This is a genomic window from Streptomyces sp. NPDC002888, from assembly GCF_042888465.1.
Lineage (GTDB): Bacteria > Actinomycetota > Actinomycetes > Streptomycetales > Streptomycetaceae > Streptomyces.
Window position 1 is genome coordinate 179,313 of the sequence record NZ_JBIAPU010000019.1, and the last position, 17,867, is coordinate 197,179.

A 17,867-nucleotide genomic window follows, 5' to 3' on the forward strand; every position below is an offset into this window, starting at 1 on the left:
CCACCCATTGTTCCCCTCAGCGGCTCAGCTGTCCGCCCTTCACCGCCGAAACGAAGGAGGCCCAGTGGCTCGCGGGGAACACAAGGACGGGCCCGCTCGGGATCTTGCTGTCCCGTACGGGGACGATGTCGGCGAAGTCGTCGGAGACGTCGAGGCAGGCGCCGCCGTCCTGGTTGCTGTAGCTGCTCTTACGCCAGGACGCGGCAGTCAGGTCGATGGATCGCACGTCGATTCCTCCAACATCCGCAGGATGAACTTGCGCGACTCCGCCGGGGTGAGCGCCAGGTCGCGCACCGCATCGTACGTGTTCTGCAAACGTACAACCGGACCGGCTTCCTCGATGAGTTCGCCCCGGTACCCATTCTCGGTATACGCGACGGTTCGGCCTTCCGGAAGGAGCAGACACCAAACGTCCGCTCCCATGAGGCCGTGCAACCCCGCGCTCTGCAGCAGCACTTGGACCGTCACGTGGGAGCGCTCCGCAGCGTCCCCCAAGTACTCCAACTGGCCCCGCCACTCCCCCGCATCCCGTAACGGCGTGCGCAGCACCGCCTCCGACAGGATGGTCCGGAACCTCGGCGCACCGTCCCCCTCCAACAACTCCCGCCGCCCCATGCGCGCCTCGACCTGCTGCTCCAGCTCCTTCCCCTTCAGCCCACCGGCAGCAAGCACATCCCGCGCATATTCCGGCGTCTGCAACAAGCCCGGCAGCACACTCACGGCGAAGTGCGAGAGGCTCACCGCCTTCGCCTCCAGGGCCATGTACCGCCGATACCGCTCACGGAACTGCGTATGGTCCCCCGCGGCCAACTCCCACAGCGCCAGGAGCAGTCCAGGAGTCCCGTAATGCGTGTCGAGGGCCTGGACGACCTCGGGGCTCCCCAGGGTCTCCCCCTTCTCCATCTTGCCGAAGAGGGACCAGTCCCAGCCCAGTCGCTCACCGAGCTGCCGCAGGCTGGTCCCGCTCCCGGCCCGAAGCGTGCGCAACTCCTCGGCGAACCGCTGGCGTGGCTCCTGGCTGCGCCCGGTGACGACGCGTCGCTGCGGCATACGGCTCTCTCTCCCCAAAAGACCGGTGGGCGTTGTGGAAGGTGTGGAACCACCTCCGCACGACGGGGAAGCACAGGCCCGTCCACGGCATGGCCGTCCCCGGACGGGCGCATTCTCGTAACGCCCGGACTACGCAGCGTAATCCAACTGGCGCAGCCGGGTCCGCAAAACGGAAGCACCGCCCGGAAAGGACACTCATGACGACACCCCCCACGCCCAAGATCCAGGAAGCCCTGTCCGCCCGCGACACACTCGCCGCCGCCCTCAGCCAGGCCGGGATCCAGCTCCCCGCGATGGACATCCGCACCCCGTGGGCGGACGACCGCAAGGACGAGGCACCCCCGTACGCACTCGTGCAACTCGGGGTCTGCTCCCCACCCGTGGCGCTGCGGCTCGCGGAAGTGATCACAAAGGGGGCCACCGGTGGCGTCGCACAGGACAGCCACCCCCTCACCCGGTCCGAGCGACTGAGCGCCCTGCTCGCCGAGAGGAACGCCCACAGCAGAAAGACCAGATGACGCCGCCCCGCCGCGACATCTTCCGACATGTACAACAACCTCTACTCCATCGGAGACAGTCCGGCGAGCTCGTCCATGGCGAGCTCGTCAGGCAGCAGCTCCTTGTGACTTGGCGCTTCAGTCGGCGAGTTGCGTGGCGTGGTCGGCGAGCGAGCTGAACTCGCCCCCGACACGGGGGCTCTCGTCGCCCCGGTCACGGAAACGCCGTGACCGGGGCCCCGGGATCAGCTACCTCGGAAGGTGCCGACCGCCGCTAGTTCCGGTACCGGAACACGATCCGGCCGCGCGTCAGGTCGTACGGCGGGAGCTCCACCAGCACCCGGTCCTCCAGCATGATTTTGATGTAGTTCTTGCGGATCTTCCCGCTGATGTGCGCGAGCACCTGGTGGCCGTTCTCGAGCTCCACGGTGAACATGGCGCTGCGCAGGCACTCGACGACCTTGCCCTCGACTTCGATGACGTTCTTGTTCTTCGTCATCGCACCAGCTCCAGGTTGCTGCTCATCGGCCGGGCGCCGATGCCCTCGAACAGCGCCGAGGCTGCCTTGTTGGACTCGTGGACTTCGGTCCAGGCCGCGGCGAACCCGGAGCGGTGCAGCGTCCCCAGCGCGTGGGCCAGCAGCGCCCGCGCGATGCCGCGGCGCTGCTCGCCGGCCCGGACCGCGACCAGCCCGATGCGCGGCCGGTTCACCGTCACCACCCGGATCAGACCCAGGTAGCGGTCCGGCGCCGCGGCCACCGCATACTTCGACGGGTCGACGATGGTGTCGCCTTCGGGGCGGGGAATCACCTCCGCGGGCATCGACTGCCACCCGACGGTCGCCTCGACTTCGTCACGGATCGCGCGGTCAACCGCCCGCAGCAGTCTCTCGTCCGCCTGACCGGCGGGCACGATCGTCACGCCCGATGGCGGCAGGACTGCTTCGAGCCCTGTGACCCGCGGGTCGGTCGGCACGACGTACTCCCACTCGCGGCGCCGGATCGTGAAACCGGCCCGCCGCCAGCCGGCCGTCAGCTCGACGTCGGCTTCGTCGACCACCGTGTACAGCGGCGCCGGCAGTTCCGTCAGCATCGCCTCGGCGAGCCGGTCGAAGGCGGCGTCGTGCCAGGCGTCGATGCTGACGAACAAGCGTCCGTCGGGCCGGTGTTCCGCATGCCCGCGGCCGACCACCAGGTCGTCATCCAGTGCATGCCATTGCCTGTCCGCGACGCGCGTGATCATCACCGCGTTCTCGCTCAGGCCAGATGTGAAAGGCTTCGTGTTCATCGGAGTCTCCTTCAGGAGTGCCTCGATCTCAGGCGCTCCTGGCGACACCGAACGTCAGCCGCCGGACCGTGACGGGTTGAGGGAGCACCCACGGGTAACTGCGTTCACGGGGCTCACCTCCATACGACGACTTCACGGTCCACCGCGAAAGTAGCAGCGGGGCGCCACCTCGCTCAAATCATTTCGTATGAGCTCGTGACGCGATCATGATCCGGTCTTCTTGAGGCGTCTCCAGCAGATGAGGCTGCAAGCCAACGAGAGTCGGCCTCCCCGGCATCCGGACGGACGTGACCCGGACGCCCTGCCTCGCGCCGATCGAGCGTGACCATGCCGATCATCGCTCCGTCGAGATCAGAAGGCCTGGTGCGGGGCCGGGGCGCCCGGTGGATCAGTCCTCGGACAGGAGCCAGCCGATGTGCAGTTCTTCCGCACCCGGGCGGAATGTCTGCATGAGTTCGGCGCGCTCGGGGTCGTTTTCGGGGAGGTTGTCGGCGAGGAGGGCCTGCGCGGCGATTGTCTGGGGCCGGGCACCGAGCGCGGCGCGCAGGTGGAGTGAGCGGCGCAGCATCGCTATCCGCTCGGCGGGCTCCTTGTGCGGTGCGAGGTGCCGGATGATGTAGGACTCGAAGTAGCCGTCGCCGGACTTCGTCGCGATCTCGAGAGCCCTCTCGTAGCGCGGGAGGGCGCCGGCCGGGTCCTCGTCGATGTTGTCCAGCAGGACGGCCCAGTGGTACTCGGCCCAGCCGCGCTGCTTCTCGTCGCCGCACTCGACGGCCGCGCGGTAGCCGGCCTCGGCCACGGCGCGGTCGTCGGCGCGGGGGTCGCGCTGGAACAGCAGGCGGCTGTAGGCCAGTCGCGCCGTGAGCAGGTGCGCGGTCGGCGATGCGGGATCGAGCGCCGCGACCGCCTTCTCGGCCTCCTCGTGACCCTCGATCCGGAAGAACCAGCGGTCGACGGCGATCTCCGCGCGCAGCTCGGGCTCGACGTCCGGGCCCAAGGCGGCGAGCGCGGCGTCCCACTCCCCGAGCAGCTGCAGGCGACGGGCCACGTAGGTGTCATCAGATAGCATGGCACCTACATTAAGAAGCGGCGATGTAGGCGGTCAAGTGCAATACGGTGACTACATTGGGAACGTGACGCGGCTGGCCGTCGAGCTGGCCAATACCGGGACCCTCGACCAGCACGGCGAACTGGTCGCCGCGTTCTTCGCAGAGCACGAGGTCACACCGCCGCCGGGCGGCGACTACGGCGAGCTGCCGGACCTCGTACGCACGGCCCTGGCCCAGTCGGTCGACGGCGCCGCCCCCGACGCCGTGCACCGCCTGCTGCGCGACTATCCGCCGGACATGCACCTGTCCGACCACGACGGCCTCGACGGCTGGCACATCCACTTCAGCCGCAACGGCACCCCGGCCAAGCGCTGGGTCGGCCAACTGATCGCCGCCCAGCTCGCCCTGGTCGCGGCCGGGGAGCCGGCGGTGACGCTGGGGCGGTGCGCCGCGGCCGGGTGCGAAAACTACTTCGTGGACCAGTCACGGAACCGGACACGCCGGTTCTGCTCCAACGCGTGCGCGAGCCGGACGACGGTCGCGGCTCATCGGGCCCGGGCGGCGAAAGACTCCTAGAACTTCCCCCGCGCCGCCGACTTCACCCGCGGCTTCCGTGCCGCCTACGGCCTCTCGCCCAAGGAATACCGGCTCCAAGCACTCTCCGAGCGGGAGCAGAGGCTCAGCGGACCTCCTCCCGGTCGCGGTGAAGCGGGACGGAGGCGGCATCGGTGACCGCGTGCACGCTGACCGCCACCTGACAGTTCGCCTGCCGTCCAGCATCAGTCCCCGCAGATAGCAGTCGCCCTTCGCCCGCTGATCCTCGCGCGGCACCGACGAGAACACGTCAGCTACGAATAACGCCAACGTCGCCCGAGAACGGTTCACTTCCTGTGCGTCCACACCCCCAACATGCTGAGGAACTCGATCGTCCGCTGGGTCAGGAGCTTGGCGGCGTCCGGGTCGTGGGACGGCAGCGAATTGTCCGTGAACAGGTGCTGGTCTCCGGGGTACAGGAACATCTCCGCGTCGGCGCAGTCGGAGACGAGCGCGCGGGCAGCGTCGATGTCCTCGGCGAAGAACGGATCGGCTTCCTTCGCATGCACCTGCACCGGCACACGGTTGGGCCATGCCGCGCCGAACTCCGAGACGGGGATGCAGGCGTGGAACAGGAGCGCGCCCCGCGCGCCCGCCCGCGTCTGCGCCAGCTTCTGGGCGGGCAGCACACCGAGTGAGAAGCCGACGTAAACGGCGTCCTGCGGCAGGAGTTCGGCCGCGCGGACGCCACGCTCGGTTATCTCGCCGAAGCCGAGCTGCTCGACGTAGCCCTGGCCCTCTTCGAGGGAGTCGAAGGTGCGCCCGTCGAAAAGGTCAGGCGTGTGGACGGTGTGGCCGACCGCGCGGAGCTCGTCGGCGAAAGCGACGACTCCGGGCGTCAGCCCCTGCGCGTGATGGAACAGTACGACCTCTGTCATGCCCAAACCCCTTGCTTGTGGGTAGCGAACGATCCGGAACTCTAGAGGCTCTTCGCAGTTGAGGGCGTACGCCTTGAGCCGGCTCAGGCGGTGATCGAGTGCCGGGTCGCCGAGCCGCGTTCACCGATCAGCGGCCAGCACTGCCGCGAGGCCCTCTTGCAGATCTTTGACGAAATACTCGGGAACCTCCAGCGACGGGAAATGTCCCCCGATTTCGGGCGACCTCCATCGGACGATTTGCCGGTACCGCTCCTGTGCCCACGGGCGCGGACACTTCTCGACGTCGCGGGGATACATAGTGATTGCTGACGGGACGTCGACCCGAAGTTCGGGGTCCAGCGAGTTGTGGCTTTCGTAGTAAATGCGAGCCGACGATGCGCCGGTCCGCGTCAGCCAATACAGGGTGACGTCGTCAAGAACGCGGTCTCTGGAAATCGTCTCGAACGGGCTGTCTTCGGTGTCTGACCACTCAGCGAACTTGTCAAGGATCCAGGCAAGAAGCCCGACCGGTGAGTCGACGAGCGAGTAGCCGATGGTCTGCGGTCGGGTCGCCTGCTGCTTCGCGTACGCCGCGCGGTGGCGCCAGAAATCGCGGGTTTCCTCGGTCCACTTGCGCTCGACCGCCGTCAGCCCGTCCGTGGTCAACCCGGGCGTTCCCTCCGCGAACGTGGTGTGGATGCCGAGAACGTGCGCCGGGAACCTGCCGCCGAGGACCGTGGTGATATTGCCTCCCCAGTCGCCGCCGTGGGCTGCGAACTTGCTGTAGCCGAGCCTTCCCATCAGTTCCACCCAGGCGGCCGCGATCTTTTCGGTTCCCCACCCGGTGGTGGCCGGCTTGTCGCTGTAACCGAAGCCCGGTAGTGACGGGACCACGACGTGGAACGCCGGCGCGTCTGCATCTTTCGGATCTGCCAGCTCGTCCACTACATCGATGAACCGAGCAATGCTGTCCGGCCACCCGTGCGTCAAGATCAGAGGAGTGGCATCCGCGCGCGCGGATCGGCGGTGCAGGAAGTGGATTCCCAGATCATCGATGGTCGTGCGGAACTGGCCGATCCGGTTGAGGCGCTCTTCGAACGACCGCCAGTCGTACCCGGTGCGCCAGTAGTTCACGACATCGACGAGGTCGGCGAGAGGAACGCCCTGTTCCCATCGGCGAGGGTCGGGCGCGGCGCGATGGACCGTCTCGGCCTCCGGTAGTCGCGCCGCGGCCAGTCGCGCGCGCAGATCGTCGAGGTCAGCGTCAGTTGCGTGGGCTTCAAAGGCTTGCACGTCGCTGGTTGGACGGGGCATGAGACCTCCTGACCGTCGTGGAACCGGCTACGGCCTGGCGCGAACCGGCTAAGACGGTTCTAGCACTTCTCCGAGCCGCGCTGCAACCAGCTAAGGTGGTTCCATGCGTGCTGCGTTCCCTGACTTCCGCCTCGGTAATGTGCTGGCGACCAGCTTCACGGGGACTCTGTCGGAGCGCCATGGCGACGCTGTGGAGCGCATTCCCACGCCGCACCGACTCATCGACTGGCTGGCAGTGAACGGCCTCGCCGTGGACTCCTGCACCACTGCCCAGCTCGACCTCGCCCGGGAACTGAGGGAGTCGATTCACGCCGCCGCGACAGCGGCCGCGATCCAGGACGCTCTCCCCGCGTCCGCTGTCCAAGTCATCAATGACTGCAGCACTCAGGGTCGGGCCGCGGCGATTTTGACGCCCGAGGGTGAGCGGCGATGGCGGCTCAGCTCGGCTTCCCGCGTGGAAGATGCCCTCAGCGTGATCGCCGCCGACGCGATCAGCATCATCGCAGGCGAACGAGACGGAAAATTGGCCTTGTGTGCATCACCAACCTGCCAAGCCGCCTTCTTCGACACCAGTCAAAGTCGCACCCGCAAATGGTGTGACATGAACACGTGCGGGAATCGTCAGAAGAAAGCGCGCTTCAATGCCAACCAGCGCAGAAACCCCAGATCAGCGGAGTGATCGTTACCCTCGGTACATCACGGGCCACATGCCCCAGACCGAGACGCCCGAGCAACTCCTCCCGGCGCTCCGGGACTTCACCGAGGCCCACGCCGTCGACCGGCCGCGGCACTGACTCGCTCCCCCGACGGGCTCAGCCAAACCCCTTCTGCCGCAACATAGTTGGCCGCCCGGCAGGTGACGGCCGAGAACCGGGCGCTGCGGGAGGGCGGGCCGTGGCAGTCCACGGTGGGCCCCGATCTGTACGGCCGGACCCTGGGACTGCTCGGACTCGGCAGGATCGGCAGCCACATGGCCCGCATCGGCACCGCCTTCGGCATGGAGGTCGTCGCCTGGAGCCCGAACCTGACGGCGGAACGCGCGGCTGCCGAGGGCGTACAACTGGCCGACAGCAAGCACGACTTGCTGCGGTGCAGCAACTTCGTGTCCATCCACCTCGTGCTGTCCGAGCGGACGCGGGGTCTGATCGGCGAGGCGGAGCTGCGGGCCATGAAGCCGAGCACCTACCTGGTCAACACCTCGCGCGCCGGCCTCGTCGACCAGGCCGCTCTCCTGAGCGCCCTGCGCGAGGGCCGGATCGCCGGCGCCGGACTCGACGTGTTCGAGACCGAGCCGCTCCCGGCCGACGACCCGCTGCGCTCCCTGCCGAACGTCCTGGCCACACCGCACCTCGGCTACGTCACCGAGGTGAACTACCGCACCTACTACGGCGAAGCGGTGGAGGACATCGCCGCGTTCATCGCCGGGGAACCGATCCGTCTGCTGCACACCGGCTGATCCCCGTACGCCCGCACGACCCCTCATCCGAAGGGCAGCACCCCATGAAGCACCGTCCTGCCCGCGTAGGCACCAGGCAGGGCGCGCCCGCATACGAGAGGCGCAAGGAAAGGGAGGTAAGAGGCATTTTGTCCACGAACGAGTGATGTCGCCTGATTTGCGCGAAGCGCTGAGCTCGCGTGGGGACGATAACCGTGTTCGGTGTGATCGGCCGCGACACCAAGGAGTCGTCGAAGCATGTCCAAGCCTGTTGTCAGTATCTGGGGCACCCCTCCGGGGGCTCGGCCCGCAGCCGCGGAAGCGGCCCCCTGGGACACCGAGTGGGAGCTCCGCAACGGAACCGCCTGGGTCTTCTACAGCTCATCCGGCCGGACGAACGTCAGGCGGCCGGTGATCCTCGCCGACGGCTTCGCCATGGGAGGGAGCAACGGCTACGAGCTGTACGACGGCCTGGAGAACGGGGACTACCCGTTCATCTCCACGCTGCGCGAGAACGGCTTCGACATCATCCTCCTGGGCTTCAACGAACGCTCCGCGTCCATTCCGGTCAACGCCGACGTCGCGATCGAGTGCATCAGGAGGACGGTCGCCGACCGCGAAGGCAACGCCATGCTGACGGTGGGCGGCTTCAGCATGGGAGGACTGGTCACCCGCTACGCCCTGGCCAGCATGGAAAGCCAGGAGGAGGACCACGAGACCTCCACCTACCTCTCCTACGACACCCCGCACCGCGGGGCGTGGCTGCCCCTCGGAGTCCAGGCATACGCCCACTTCGTGAAGGAGCACTGGGGTAACACCAACCCGCTCCTCAGCCTCTACTCCGACCTGGTCAACAGCCCGGCCGCACGCCAGATGCTGCGCTGGCACGTCGAAACCGGCACCGAGGTCACCCTCGACGTAGCCGCCGGCCAGGACCGGGAACGGACCGACTTCCTGAAAGCACTCCACCGGATGGGCGACTGGCCCCAGCGCCCCCGCCTGCTCGGTGTCGCCAACGGAACGGGCACCGGCGCCGGGAACAACATCCCCGCCGACGACACCGCGATGGCCGCCCTCGGACCGAAGGTGAACGCCCACCTCCGCACCCAGGGCTCCGGAAAACAGACCGTCGCCCAGATGGCGAAGGCACGCCAGGCCGCCGTCTCGATCAACACCACCGGCTTCCCCGAACTCGACGGCGCTCCCGGCGGCCTCTTCCCCAAGGCCCCGCTCCTGCAAGACGCCGCCAACTTCGGCATGGCCGCCGTGCTGACCGCGATCATCAACGAGCATCAGCCGGAACTCACCCACAACACCTCCACCTTCATCCCCACCATCAGCGCCGTGGCGTCGGCCGACATCGACGACCAGACCGCCCTCTACACCAAGGTCGACCGCGAGAGCAGCGACCTCCACGACTTCCTCTGCGCCACCACCAACGAAGGCCACACCGTCATGACCCCGGAACTCGGCCGGTGGATCCTGGCCAAGCTCCAGGAAGCGTAAACACCGGCCAGGGACGCCTTCGGCGGGCATGGCTTCCGACAACGGCTGTAACGCCGAACGCCAGCCGCTGGCCGCCACCAAGTAGCCCTGCTTCAGGACGCCTCCGCCCGCCGGGACACCACCGGTCCGGCGGAGGCGTCGAAGGCATGGGTGACCTCGGGCAACGTCGTCTTCTCCGGCTTCGCCCTCGCCGGCGCGGCCGGCTTCACCCTGACCGCCTCGCTCGCGGCACTCGCCACGTTCGCCGTGGGCGCCCTGCTCGGCGGCCGCCTGGCGCACGGGGCCCGCGCCCACCGTGGCCGGGTGCTGCACCTGGCCCTGCTGGAGACCAGCCTGGTCCTGGTGGCGTACGTCATCGCCGAGGCCGCCGCCACCCCTTACGCGAGCACCGTCCAGTACTCCCTGATCGCACTCCTCGGCCTGGCCATGGGCGTGCAGAACGCCGCCGCACGCGCACTGGCCGTACCCGATCTGACCACGACCGTACTGACGCTCACCATCACCGGAGTCGCCGCGGCCAGCCGCGCCGCGGGCGGTAAGGGCGGCAAGGCGGGCCGCCGCTCGCTCTCGGCGGCGGCGATGTTCACCGGCGGCCTCGCCGGGGCGGTCGCCGTCCTGCACGGTGGCTCAGCCCTGCCTCTGCTGTTCGCCACGCTGCTCCTGGCAGCGGCCACGGTCACCGCGTTCACGCTGACCCGCTCCGACGCCACCTGGACGAAACCGCTGTGACCACTGTGACCACGAAACCCGTCCAGGTCGGCTCCGGTGTCCCACGGCCCGCCCGGCGGCGCACCCTCCAGCCCGCCCTGCTCGAACTCGCCCTCACCGCGCTCATGTTGTTCGTCGTGGTCACCACGGTCCGCTGGCTGATGGGCACCCTCGACCCCGGCGCGGACGGCTGGTGGAACACCCCCGAAGGCAGACTTCTCGCGATCGCACCCCTCTCGGGTTACACCGTCACCGCCGTCATGTTCTCGCCCTGGGGCAGGGTGACAGGCGGTCACGTCAACCCGGCCATCACCCTGGCCATGTGGCGCTACGGCCGTACGCCGGGCCGCGGCGTCGCCCCCTTCATCGCCGGTCAACTGGTCGGCTCGATCCTGGGTGTCGCGATGGGCCGACTGGTGTGGGGACCGGCGATCACCACTGCGGCCGTGGACTACGCCGCCATCCGGCCCGCCCCCGGCTGGTCCTGGGCCGCCGTCGCCGCGATCGAGGCCGCCACGATGTTCGCCATCGTCGCCGTCGCCGGCATCGGCATCTCCAGCCACCGCCTCGCCCGGTTCACCCCCTGGGCCGTCGGCACCATGATCGCCGCCCAGATCATCGCCTTCGGCACCCTCTCCGGCGGAGTCGCCAACCCCGCCCGCGAGTTCGGCCCCGCCCTGCTCGCAGGCACCCCCTCGCTGCTGCCCGCCTATCTGCTCGCCCCTCCCGCCGGAGCATGGGCCGCAACCGTCGTGATCCGGCGCATCAGCGCGCGCTGCCGACACTCGTGACGGCCGACCTGCCCGGGTGCAGCCCCAGCCACCCCGGGCTCGGGTCGCCCTTGACCTCGCCGAAGTACAGGGTGAACGTCTGCTTCCAGGACTCCACCTCGGCACGGTCGGCCATGAACCGGGGGAAGTCGGCGAAGTGCGCGTTGGGGTACTCCCAGGCCGGCTTGAGGCCCGTGGGCGGGGTGATGTCGGTGCGGACCGACCAGCCGGTGGCCGACTGCTGACGGGCCGTCGACAGCCACCAGTTGAGGTAGAGCTTCGCGGCCTCGGGATGCGCGGCCCGCCGGAAGATCGCGGCGCGCTGGCCCCACGCCATGAACGGGGCGTCGTCCTCGGGAATGGCCCAGCGCAGCGTGGCACCGGCGGGTGCGACGGCCGCACCGCTGCCACCGACGCCGATGACCTTCTCCTTGCTGTTGATGGCGAGGGCCGGGGTGTGCGTGCCGCGCGCGAACCGGATGTCCTGAGCGGCCAGTCGCGCCACCCAGTCCCAGCCGTACGTCTCGGCGTAGAGCTTGTAGAGGAAAAGGGACGCGTCGTCGTCGTTGGGGCAGGAGGAGGCGATCCGTCCCTTCCAGCGCGGGTCGACCAGCTGCTCCGGCGTGCGGGGCGCGCCCGCGCCGGCCGCCGCGATGTCGTACATGAAGCTGAAGGCGGACAACCGGACGGCGACCCAGGCACCGTCCCGGTCCCGGAGCGCCGGGTGGACCTTGGAGAACCCGGCCGGCTTGTAGGGCAGCAGGTGGCCCGCCTTCTTCCAGCGGGGGAAGTCCTGGAGGGTCTGGAAGTGGCCGACGTCCGGCACCAGGCTGTCGGTGGCGATCTGGTTGTCGATGCGGGCGTCGTGGAACTTGCTGTAGTCCACGACCATCGTCAGCTCGACGCCGGGGAACTGCTGGGTGAACGCCTGCACGTTCGCGGCCTGTTGGGACGCGATGTCGCCGCCGGCGTAGACGATGAGCTTGCCGCCCTCGGCCAGGGCGGCCCGGTAGAGCTCGTCGAGGGTTCGAGTCTCCCTCGTCAACGGCCTTACTTACGAGGGGTGTTGCCTCGGCGGGGGCGGCAAGGGCGCCCGCGCCGAGGACGGCGGTGCCGGCGGCCAGTGCCTGACGTCGACTCAGGGAACGGGTCGCATCTCCTACGAGGACTACGCGGTCGCCCTGGTCGACGAGATCGACCACCGGCATCACCTCAACCGCCGCTTCACGGTGGGCTACTGACCGGCGCTGCACACCCGCCGTGGTGAGGGCCTTCTCGAGGCGCTCGATCTGCTCGGGCCTGCCGGGATGAACCGGGCAAGCACCATCGCCCCGCCATGGTTGTCCACCGGCCAGAAAGCCCAGTCCGCCCGCGCGGGCGGCAGCGGTGACCGGCCCCGGGCGTGCTCGGTCCTACCGGTCATCGGGCCTGCGATGACGGGAAGGTCTGCTCCGATGTCGGACAGCAGTGTGCTCACGACAACTCCTGCTGGACGGTAGGGCTGTCAGGCCGCCGAAGTCACGGGACCGAGGTGGTGCGGGAAGCGGACACAAACCGCGGCGGCCGAGACCGCGGCAACGACTACCATCGCGCTGCCCAGCAGGAGCGCCTGGTGGTAGCCATGACTCAGCAGCGGAGCGGCGAGCAGCGGGCCGAGGATCTGGCCGGCGCTGTATCCGGCGGTCAACAGGGCGACGGCGCGGGGCACTTGAAGGTGGCTTCCGATGGACAGCGCGATCGTGCTGACACCCATGAAGGTGGCGCCGAACAGCACCGCTGACACGAGTGCGGGCGTGGCACCGCCGAGCAGCGCCGACAGGGCGATGCCGATGGCCTGGATGGTCAGCGAGGCGAGCAGGAGCACCGGCCTGGACCAGCGGCGGGCCAGCCGGGTCCACAGAGCGCAGGAGGGAAGGGCGGCGAGGCCGACCACGATCCAGGCCGCGGAGCCGAGCCAGCCCTTGACGCCCTGTTGGATCGCGGCGACCAGGAAGGTACCGGCGATGATGTAGCCGATGCCCTCGAAGGTGTAGCTGGCAAGCAGCGCGAGGAAGCATACGGCGATGCGCGGCTCGTCGTACAGGTGCATGGTCCGTGCCCCTCTTGTCGCGTCGACATCACCCCGGACCAGCACGATGTCCAGGGTGCGCCGGCGCAGTGCCTGAAGAGGATCGTCCGTCCGGGTCAGGGCGACCGACGCACCCGTGCTCTCCTCGAAGCGGCTCACGGTCTGCTGCGCCCAGGGATCGGGCAGCAGCCAGCTGAAGCCGAGCCGGAGGGTGACACGGTGGCTCACGGCGGCGAGGGCCTGGTCCAAGGTCGCGAGGACACGCTCGGCGTGTACGAGGAACTCCGCACCGATGTCGGTCAGTTCGACGTGCCGTGAGGACCGGTCGAGCAGACGGATGCTCAGGTTGCCCTCCAACTGCGCGATCGTACGGCTCAGTGCAGGCTGCGTGATCAGCAGTTCCTCGGCGGCACGGGAGAACGAACGATGACGGGCCACGGCCGTGAAGGCCCGCAGGTGACGCAGTTCGACATCCATGCCCCTCGCGCCCCTTCGCCGCATCCATGCCTGCCATGCATAGCGGCAGCTTAACCGGCATTTCACAGGGCAAACAGGCGATTCTGGAGCCTGCGGGAAAGGGCCGCTGACGGTACAGAACCCCAGGTCAGAAGCGGTCTTCCGAGTGCCCCTGACGCCCCCAAGACCCTGAGCGTCAAACGAGCCTCAAGTTTCATGGCAATGCATGTGGGGTTGTGCGGGACGAAGAGGCGGCGAGCGCAGTGGGCCGAGGCGTGCGGCTGCGACCTGCAAGGCCTGGTCCGACCGCCGTACCCGCATGTGCATCACTCTCCGCGGTAAATGCGGTGCAGGTCGACCAGCTCGACATCACCGCGCCGGTCGGCCTCGCGCCTCAGATCGCCGGTGAAGCCAGAGCGGGCGAAGAGCAGGAGCTTCGGCAGGGCCCCACCCTGGCGCTGGGCAGTAGCCCCCGCAGGTGCTCCAGCCGCTCCAACTGCGGCAGGCCGACAGGCGTGAGCGTCCCCTTGGCCTCACCGATCGCGGTGATCCGCTCGGCTCCGAACGCCGGCGACTCCGCGACCACCAGGTCCAGTTCGTGACCGCGTCGATGTTCCCGGAAGGCGATCTCGGTCGGGCGCACCCATCTTGCCCGGCCCCCGAGGCCTTCCGGCGCGGCATGTTCGAAACACCACTGGCGGGCGAGCTCCTGGAAGGCTCGGGAGCCTCCGGCGGATCGTGTCGGGAAGCATCGCGGTCGAGCCGCCGGGTTGGGTCGCCGTGCAGCACTCCACGGCCGGGAGGGGTGCGATCTGCACGCGGTTGTTGAGCTCCAGCGGGTCCGCACAGGCAGCAGGATCCACATGTGGCACTCGTCACCGTCGGCCAGGGGTGACCCCAGCGTTCACCGGTCGGGTCCTGGCGGGTCAGCACGGCCCAGCCGGCGCGGGGGTGGGCGACCGGTACGCAGATCTCGACCGGGTCTTCGCCGAGGAGGGCTTCTCCGCACCGTCCGGTACGGGAGCCGGGCCGGGTCGGAATCGTGGGCGAGCGCGAGGTCTGCGCCCCCTGGAGACGAGGTCCGTGCACCGCTCGTCCGTGGCGCACCGCATACAGCAGACGGCCCCTCCTCCGGACAGGAAGGGCCGCCTGATCATGGTCGTTTCCGCATACGCCGGCGGCTACGCGGGATCCAGCACGGGCCTCGCGGGAAGCCCGCCGTTCTTCTCGCAGCGCAGTTCCTTGGCCATGGCCAGTGAGAAGGAGTGGGCCACGGTCGCGTAGGCGTCCTTCAACGCCTCGACGTCACCCTCGGGCTCCGTCGGCATGCCCCAGCGCTCCACGCCGATCATGATGTGGGCCGCTGTCGACGAGCCGTCCAACTTGTCGCTTTTGCACGCGAACTGGACGTTCGCACTGTCCGCCGCCGCCACGGCCCGCTCCCCCATCTTCAGAACGGTGAACTTCGGGGCGGGGGTGCCCGTCGGGGCGCCGTCGATCCGCCTCCAGGTGATCCTGAGCTCGAAATCCGGCGTGCCGCGGGGCGTGTAAACACGGCAGGCGTCCCCGCGATACACCTTGGGGTCCCAGAACGCCTCGACAAAATCCGCCGCGGCCTGCGCGACGGTGTACCTCTCTCCCGACGCCTCGAACCGCGACGACCCCGTGATCACCTTCAGTGCCTTGGACGCGTCGGCGGACACGGCATCGCCACCGCAGAGTTGTGTCCCCGCAACGACCTTGTAGTCCTTCGGAACTTGGTCCTCATCCCCGTCCCCTCCACAACCCGTGGCCCCGAGAAACAACGAGCCGGCCAAGGCCGCGGCAAGAAGTCCCCCGCGCACCGACCCACGACTGATCACTGTCCGCATCCTCATGTCTCCTCGGCCCTCCACCGGCCTCAGCCGGTCTCCGGGTCGTTGCCCTGCTGGTTCTCCCGGTCGTTGCCGACCCCGTAGCCGATCAGCATCGATTCGTGTAGGTCCTGTGCGAAGTCGCTGTTGGGGTCCACGTCGTTGTGCCGCAGGAAGTCCTCCATCGGGGCCTCGGCCATGCTCTCACCGGCGGAGTAGATCGCGTTCTTCTCCTTGTCGGTGAGGTCCTCCATCTTCTCCTTGTGCTCATCCACCGAGTTGTCGGAGATGTCGCCGACCACCTGGCCGATGACCTGTTCGGCAGCACCACTGGCGGTATCGGTCGCCAGCGGGATGAGCACTGCGGCCGTGCCCACGGCCGCGGTCGCGGGCAGGAAGGCGACGCCCGCCGCGACGCCCGCCGTGGCCCCGAACTCGACCCAGCCCGCCCGCTTGGCGACCGCCTTCTCGTAGTCCTCGTGGGTCTTGAGGTTCGTCGCCTCCACCTGGTCGGCCCGGGACTGGTCGAGCATGCCCTGCACCTCGGCGCCCACGCGCACAGTCGCCCTGGCCCTGGCAGCGACCTCGTCGTCAATCTTTCCGTCCGGGCCCACTGTCCCTTCCAGCACGCTGCGGGTGTAGACCTGCTCCGCGGTCGAGACCGTCGCGTAGGCGTCCGGGTGCTGACCCAGGGTGCTGAGGAAGCCCCGGACGACGCTCCGCCCGTTCCCGTCCGCGGTGTCCGCGAAGTCGAGGTGCCCGTCCGGGTTCTTGCCCGGCGCGAACACGCTGTCCGGATCGTTCTTGGTCAACGCCCAGTTGATGTCGTCGATGTAGCCGGCGCCCATGACGCCCAGGCTGTCGGCCATCGCCTCGTGGTGCTCCTTGAGCAGACCCGGGTCCGCAGCGTATTTCTCCATGACCTTCTGCATGACCGTGGCGTTGTCCGCGTCCCGCACCACGTCGGCGTCCGGGTGCCCGGCCGGGTAGCCGAGGGTCGCCGCCTCCAGGGCGTGGCCGAGGGCGTCGGGCATCTGGTCGAGCGACGCCTTGAGCTCTTTCTCGTCGAGCGAGTTGACGTCGGGGAAGGACTCCCACTTCTCGTTGCCGAAGAAGTCGAGGTAGTTGTCGATCGCCTCGCCGTCCTTGTTCTTTCCGAGGTCGGCCGTGGCGCCGTGGTTGACCGTGCCGTCCTCGTTGTACGCGGTCGGGGGGTCGGCGAAGAACTTCTTCGCCGCTTCCGGACTGTTGCCGAGCGCTTCCAGCATGGCGGTGGCCGGGTCGTAGCCGGCACCGTTCACGCCGGAGGGGTTGAACGGGTTCTTGAACGGACTGTTCACCACCTTGTTCTCGGCGAACATGTACGGATCCTTCTGGTGCAGCTGCGCCACGTGTTCCGCGATCGGGTTGAGGAACTTCGCGTCGTAGTTCCCGTACCGCATGATCCCGCCGAGCAGCTGGTATCCGAACGGCCCGCCGTAGTCGTTCTTGGCCAGCGGAATGCGCTCCGTACCCAACTTGCGGAGCTCCGGACCCCACTTGTCGGTGAATTCCTTGTCGTGGGAGGCGGTGGCCAGGTTGAGGCCCAGGTTCTTCTGGAGCTCCTGGACGTCCTTGAGGCGCTCCGCGTCGACCTTGCCGTACTCGTACGTGTCCGTGGAGAGCTGGCCGAAGAACGCCAGTGACTTCTCGGGGCCGAGCTTCTCGTAGAAGTTCTTGGAGAACTCCACCGACGAACTGTTGTCCTTCAGCAGCTCATTGAGCTGCTGCAGTTCGGTGTGCGTGATGTCCCGGCCCTTGGCCGCCAGGGCGGCGGCGCGGGCGGCCTCCTCCTGGTCCAGCTTCGTGTACGTCGGAGAGCTGAAGTCCTTGCGGTCGGTGACGTTGGCCTCGAGGGTGTTCTTGAGGGCGAGGTCGGTGTCGTTGCAGTTGTCGACGATGAGGTCGATCTTCTTCTGCCACGACTCGATGTTCCGCCTCTCCTCCTGCAGGAGCTCGCTGTAGTCGGGGTCGTGCCGCGCCGCGGGGATCTCGGACAACGGTTTCCGTGCCGTGACCTTGCCGTTGCCGTCCACGCGGATGCCGGCCGCGGGCCCCTCGTGGTCCCGGATGTTGACCAGGTCGTCCTTGGCCTTCTTGATGGCCGCGTGACCCTCTTCCAGGATCAGCTTCACACCCTTGGCCTCGGCCGCGGCGTCCGCGAACTCCTTGGCCGTCTTACCGATGAACGCCTTGGTGACCCCTGCGTTGACGCCCTCCCAGGCCGCTTTTTCCGCCTTAGCCTTCATCCCGTCGGCGGCGTCGGTGGCAAGCTTGTCCAGCTTCCCCGCCATCTCCGACCAGTCGTCGGCGGCGGCCTTCAGCTTCGCCACCGGGGCGTCGATTATGTCCTCGTACTTCAGCATGTTGCGCGCTCCCCCGAG

Annotated in this window: 18 protein-coding genes and 3 pseudogenes; 7 read left to right on the forward strand and 14 right to left on the reverse strand. The window is 68.4% G+C overall.

Going from position 1 to position 17,867, the window contains the following annotated elements:
* Positions 1-16: 16 nt before the first annotated feature.
* Positions 17-226, reverse strand: a complete 210-nt coding sequence (locus ACFYWX_RS29325; protein WP_389427123.1) for a DUF397 domain-containing protein — start codon at positions 224-226, stop codon at positions 17-19.
* Positions 208-1,050 carry a helix-turn-helix domain-containing protein gene (locus ACFYWX_RS29330; RefSeq protein ID WP_389427124.1) on the reverse strand — a complete coding sequence of 281 codons (843 nt, stop codon included), beginning with the start codon at positions 1,048-1,050 and terminating at the stop codon, positions 208-210. The genes ACFYWX_RS29325 and ACFYWX_RS29330 overlap by 19 nt, the downstream gene beginning before the upstream one ends.
* 197 nt (positions 1,051-1,247) lie before the next feature.
* Between ACFYWX_RS29330 and ACFYWX_RS29335 the strand changes: the two genes are divergently transcribed.
* Complete coding sequence (locus tag ACFYWX_RS29335; RefSeq protein ID WP_389427125.1) at positions 1,248-1,568, forward strand: hypothetical protein; 321 nt, start codon at positions 1,248-1,250, stop codon at positions 1,566-1,568.
* 253 nt (positions 1,569-1,821) lie between these two features.
* Here ACFYWX_RS29335 and infA read toward each other — a convergent pair whose 3' ends face one another.
* The 4 genes and pseudogenes from infA to ACFYWX_RS29355 form a co-directional block, all read right to left on the reverse strand.
* Positions 1,822-2,046, reverse strand: coding sequence for a translation initiation factor IF-1 (gene infA, locus ACFYWX_RS29340; RefSeq protein WP_010981942.1), 225 nt, complete (start codon positions 2,044-2,046; stop codon positions 1,822-1,824).
* Complete coding sequence (locus ACFYWX_RS29345) at positions 2,043-2,834, reverse strand: GNAT family N-acetyltransferase (protein WP_389427126.1); 792 nt, start codon at positions 2,832-2,834, stop codon at positions 2,043-2,045. The genes infA and ACFYWX_RS29345 overlap by 4 nt, the downstream gene beginning before the upstream one ends.
* Before the next feature lie 260 nt (positions 2,835-3,094).
* Positions 3,095-3,190, reverse strand: a pseudogene (locus tag ACFYWX_RS29350) (GNAT family N-acetyltransferase); the annotation flags it as partial.
* A gap of 32 nt (positions 3,191-3,222) precedes the next feature.
* Positions 3,223-3,903 carry a hypothetical protein gene (locus tag ACFYWX_RS29355; RefSeq protein ID WP_389427127.1) on the reverse strand — a complete coding sequence of 227 codons (681 nt, stop codon included), beginning with the start codon at positions 3,901-3,903 and terminating at the stop codon, positions 3,223-3,225.
* Positions 3,904-3,967: 64 nt separating this feature from the next.
* On the opposite strand from ACFYWX_RS29355, the gene ACFYWX_RS29360 reads away from it, so the two are divergent.
* Positions 3,968-4,459 (forward strand): CGNR zinc finger domain-containing protein, encoded by a 492-nt coding sequence (locus tag ACFYWX_RS29360; RefSeq protein ID WP_389427128.1) that lies wholly within the window; start codon positions 3,968-3,970, stop codon positions 4,457-4,459.
* Between the two features lie 186 nt (positions 4,460-4,645).
* Here the strand turns inward: ACFYWX_RS29360 and ACFYWX_RS29365 are convergent.
* The 3 genes and pseudogenes from ACFYWX_RS29365 to ACFYWX_RS29375 form a co-directional block, all read right to left on the reverse strand.
* Positions 4,646-4,783, reverse strand: a pseudogene (locus tag ACFYWX_RS29365) (IS701 family transposase); the annotation flags it as partial.
* Positions 4,765-5,355, reverse strand: a complete 591-nt coding sequence (locus ACFYWX_RS29370; RefSeq protein ID WP_389427129.1) for a dienelactone hydrolase family protein — start codon at positions 5,353-5,355, stop codon at positions 4,765-4,767. The pseudogene ACFYWX_RS29365 and the gene ACFYWX_RS29370, both read right to left, overlap by 19 nt.
* A 120-nt stretch (positions 5,356-5,475) precedes the next feature.
* Positions 5,476-6,648 carry an epoxide hydrolase family protein gene (locus ACFYWX_RS29375; RefSeq protein ID WP_389427130.1) on the reverse strand — a complete coding sequence of 391 codons (1,173 nt, stop codon included), beginning with the start codon at positions 6,646-6,648 and terminating at the stop codon, positions 5,476-5,478.
* Between the two features lie 103 nt (positions 6,649-6,751).
* On the opposite strand from ACFYWX_RS29375, the gene ACFYWX_RS29380 reads away from it, so the two are divergent.
* The 5 genes and pseudogenes from ACFYWX_RS29380 (at position 6,752) to ACFYWX_RS29400 (ending at position 11,088) form a co-directional block, all read left to right on the forward strand.
* Positions 6,752-7,327 (forward strand): CGNR zinc finger domain-containing protein, encoded by a 576-nt coding sequence (locus ACFYWX_RS29380; RefSeq protein WP_389427131.1) that lies wholly within the window; start codon positions 6,752-6,754, stop codon positions 7,325-7,327.
* Positions 7,328-7,495: 168 nt separating this feature from the next.
* Positions 7,496-8,104 (forward strand): annotated as a pseudogene (locus ACFYWX_RS29385) (NAD(P)-dependent oxidoreductase); the annotation flags it as partial.
* 237 nt (positions 8,105-8,341) lie between these two features.
* Positions 8,342-9,589, forward strand: coding sequence for an esterase/lipase family protein (locus ACFYWX_RS29390; protein WP_389427132.1), 1,248 nt, complete (start codon positions 8,342-8,344; stop codon positions 9,587-9,589).
* Positions 9,590-9,739: 150 nt separating this feature from the next.
* The gene (locus tag ACFYWX_RS29395) at positions 9,740-10,318 is read left to right on the forward strand and encodes a DUF1275 family protein (protein WP_389427133.1); all 579 of its coding nucleotides are present in this window, start codon (positions 9,740-9,742) and stop codon (positions 10,316-10,318) included.
* Complete coding sequence (locus ACFYWX_RS29400; RefSeq protein WP_389427134.1) at positions 10,315-11,088, forward strand: aquaporin; 774 nt, start codon at positions 10,315-10,317, stop codon at positions 11,086-11,088. Before ACFYWX_RS29395 ends, ACFYWX_RS29400 begins: the two co-directional genes overlap by 4 nt.
* Here ACFYWX_RS29400 and ACFYWX_RS29405 read toward each other — a convergent pair.
* The 5 genes from ACFYWX_RS29405 to ACFYWX_RS29425 form a co-directional block, all read right to left on the reverse strand.
* A complete protein-coding gene (locus ACFYWX_RS29405) occupies positions 11,063-12,112 on the reverse strand; it encodes an ABC transporter substrate-binding protein (RefSeq protein WP_389427135.1) in 1,050 nt (349 codons plus the stop codon). The two genes, ACFYWX_RS29400 and ACFYWX_RS29405, sit on opposite strands and share 26 nt — an antisense overlap.
* A 459-nt stretch (positions 12,113-12,571) precedes the next feature.
* Positions 12,572-13,612, reverse strand: a complete 1,041-nt coding sequence (locus ACFYWX_RS29410; RefSeq protein WP_389427136.1) for a YbfB/YjiJ family MFS transporter — start codon at positions 13,610-13,612, stop codon at positions 12,572-12,574.
* Positions 13,613-13,985: 373 nt separating this feature from the next.
* Positions 13,986-14,234 (reverse strand): hypothetical protein, encoded by a 249-nt coding sequence (locus tag ACFYWX_RS29415; protein ID WP_389427137.1) that lies wholly within the window; start codon positions 14,232-14,234, stop codon positions 13,986-13,988.
* A 538-nt stretch (positions 14,235-14,772) separates the two neighbouring features.
* Entirely contained in the window at positions 14,773-15,294 is a 522-nt protein-coding gene (locus ACFYWX_RS29420; RefSeq protein ID WP_389427138.1) for a hypothetical protein, read from the reverse strand.
* Positions 15,295-15,491: 197 nt separating this feature from the next.
* Complete coding sequence (locus ACFYWX_RS29425) at positions 15,492-17,849, reverse strand: hypothetical protein (protein WP_389427139.1); 2,358 nt, start codon at positions 17,847-17,849, stop codon at positions 15,492-15,494.
* Positions 17,850-17,867 lie beyond the last annotated feature (18 nt).

What these genes read in the sequence shown, in the direction of transcription:
- ACFYWX_RS29345 (WP_389427126.1), bottom strand. Translation starts at nt 2,834, where the DNA reads ATGAACACGAAGCCTTTCACATCTGGCCTGAGCGAGAACGCGGTGATG.
- infA (WP_010981942.1), bottom strand. Translation starts at nt 2,046, where the DNA reads ATGACGAAGAACAAGAACGTCATCGAAGTCGAGGGCAAGGTCGTCGAG.
- ACFYWX_RS29380 (WP_389427131.1), top strand. Translation starts at nt 6,752, where the DNA reads ATGCGTGCTGCGTTCCCTGACTTCCGCCTCGGTAATGTGCTGGCGACC.
- ACFYWX_RS29355 (WP_389427127.1), bottom strand. Translation starts at nt 3,903, where the DNA reads ATGCTATCTGATGACACCTACGTGGCCCGTCGCCTGCAGCTGCTCGGG.
- ACFYWX_RS29425 (WP_389427139.1), bottom strand. Translation starts at nt 17,849, where the DNA reads ATGCTGAAGTACGAGGACATAATCGACGCCCCGGTGGCGAAGCTGAAG.
- ACFYWX_RS29410 (WP_389427136.1), bottom strand. Translation starts at nt 13,612, where the DNA reads ATGGATGTCGAACTGCGTCACCTGCGGGCCTTCACGGCCGTGGCCCGT.
- ACFYWX_RS29375 (WP_389427130.1), bottom strand. Translation starts at nt 6,648, where the DNA reads ATGCCCCGTCCAACCAGCGACGTGCAAGCCTTTGAAGCCCACGCAACT.
- ACFYWX_RS29330 (WP_389427124.1), bottom strand. Translation starts at nt 1,050, where the DNA reads ATGCCGCAGCGACGCGTCGTCACCGGGCGCAGCCAGGAGCCACGCCAG.
- ACFYWX_RS29390 (WP_389427132.1), top strand. Translation starts at nt 8,342, where the DNA reads ATGTCCAAGCCTGTTGTCAGTATCTGGGGCACCCCTCCGGGGGCTCGG.
- ACFYWX_RS29370 (WP_389427129.1), bottom strand. Translation starts at nt 5,355, where the DNA reads ATGACAGAGGTCGTACTGTTCCATCACGCGCAGGGGCTGACGCCCGGA.
- ACFYWX_RS29335 (WP_389427125.1), top strand. Translation starts at nt 1,248, where the DNA reads ATGACGACACCCCCCACGCCCAAGATCCAGGAAGCCCTGTCCGCCCGC.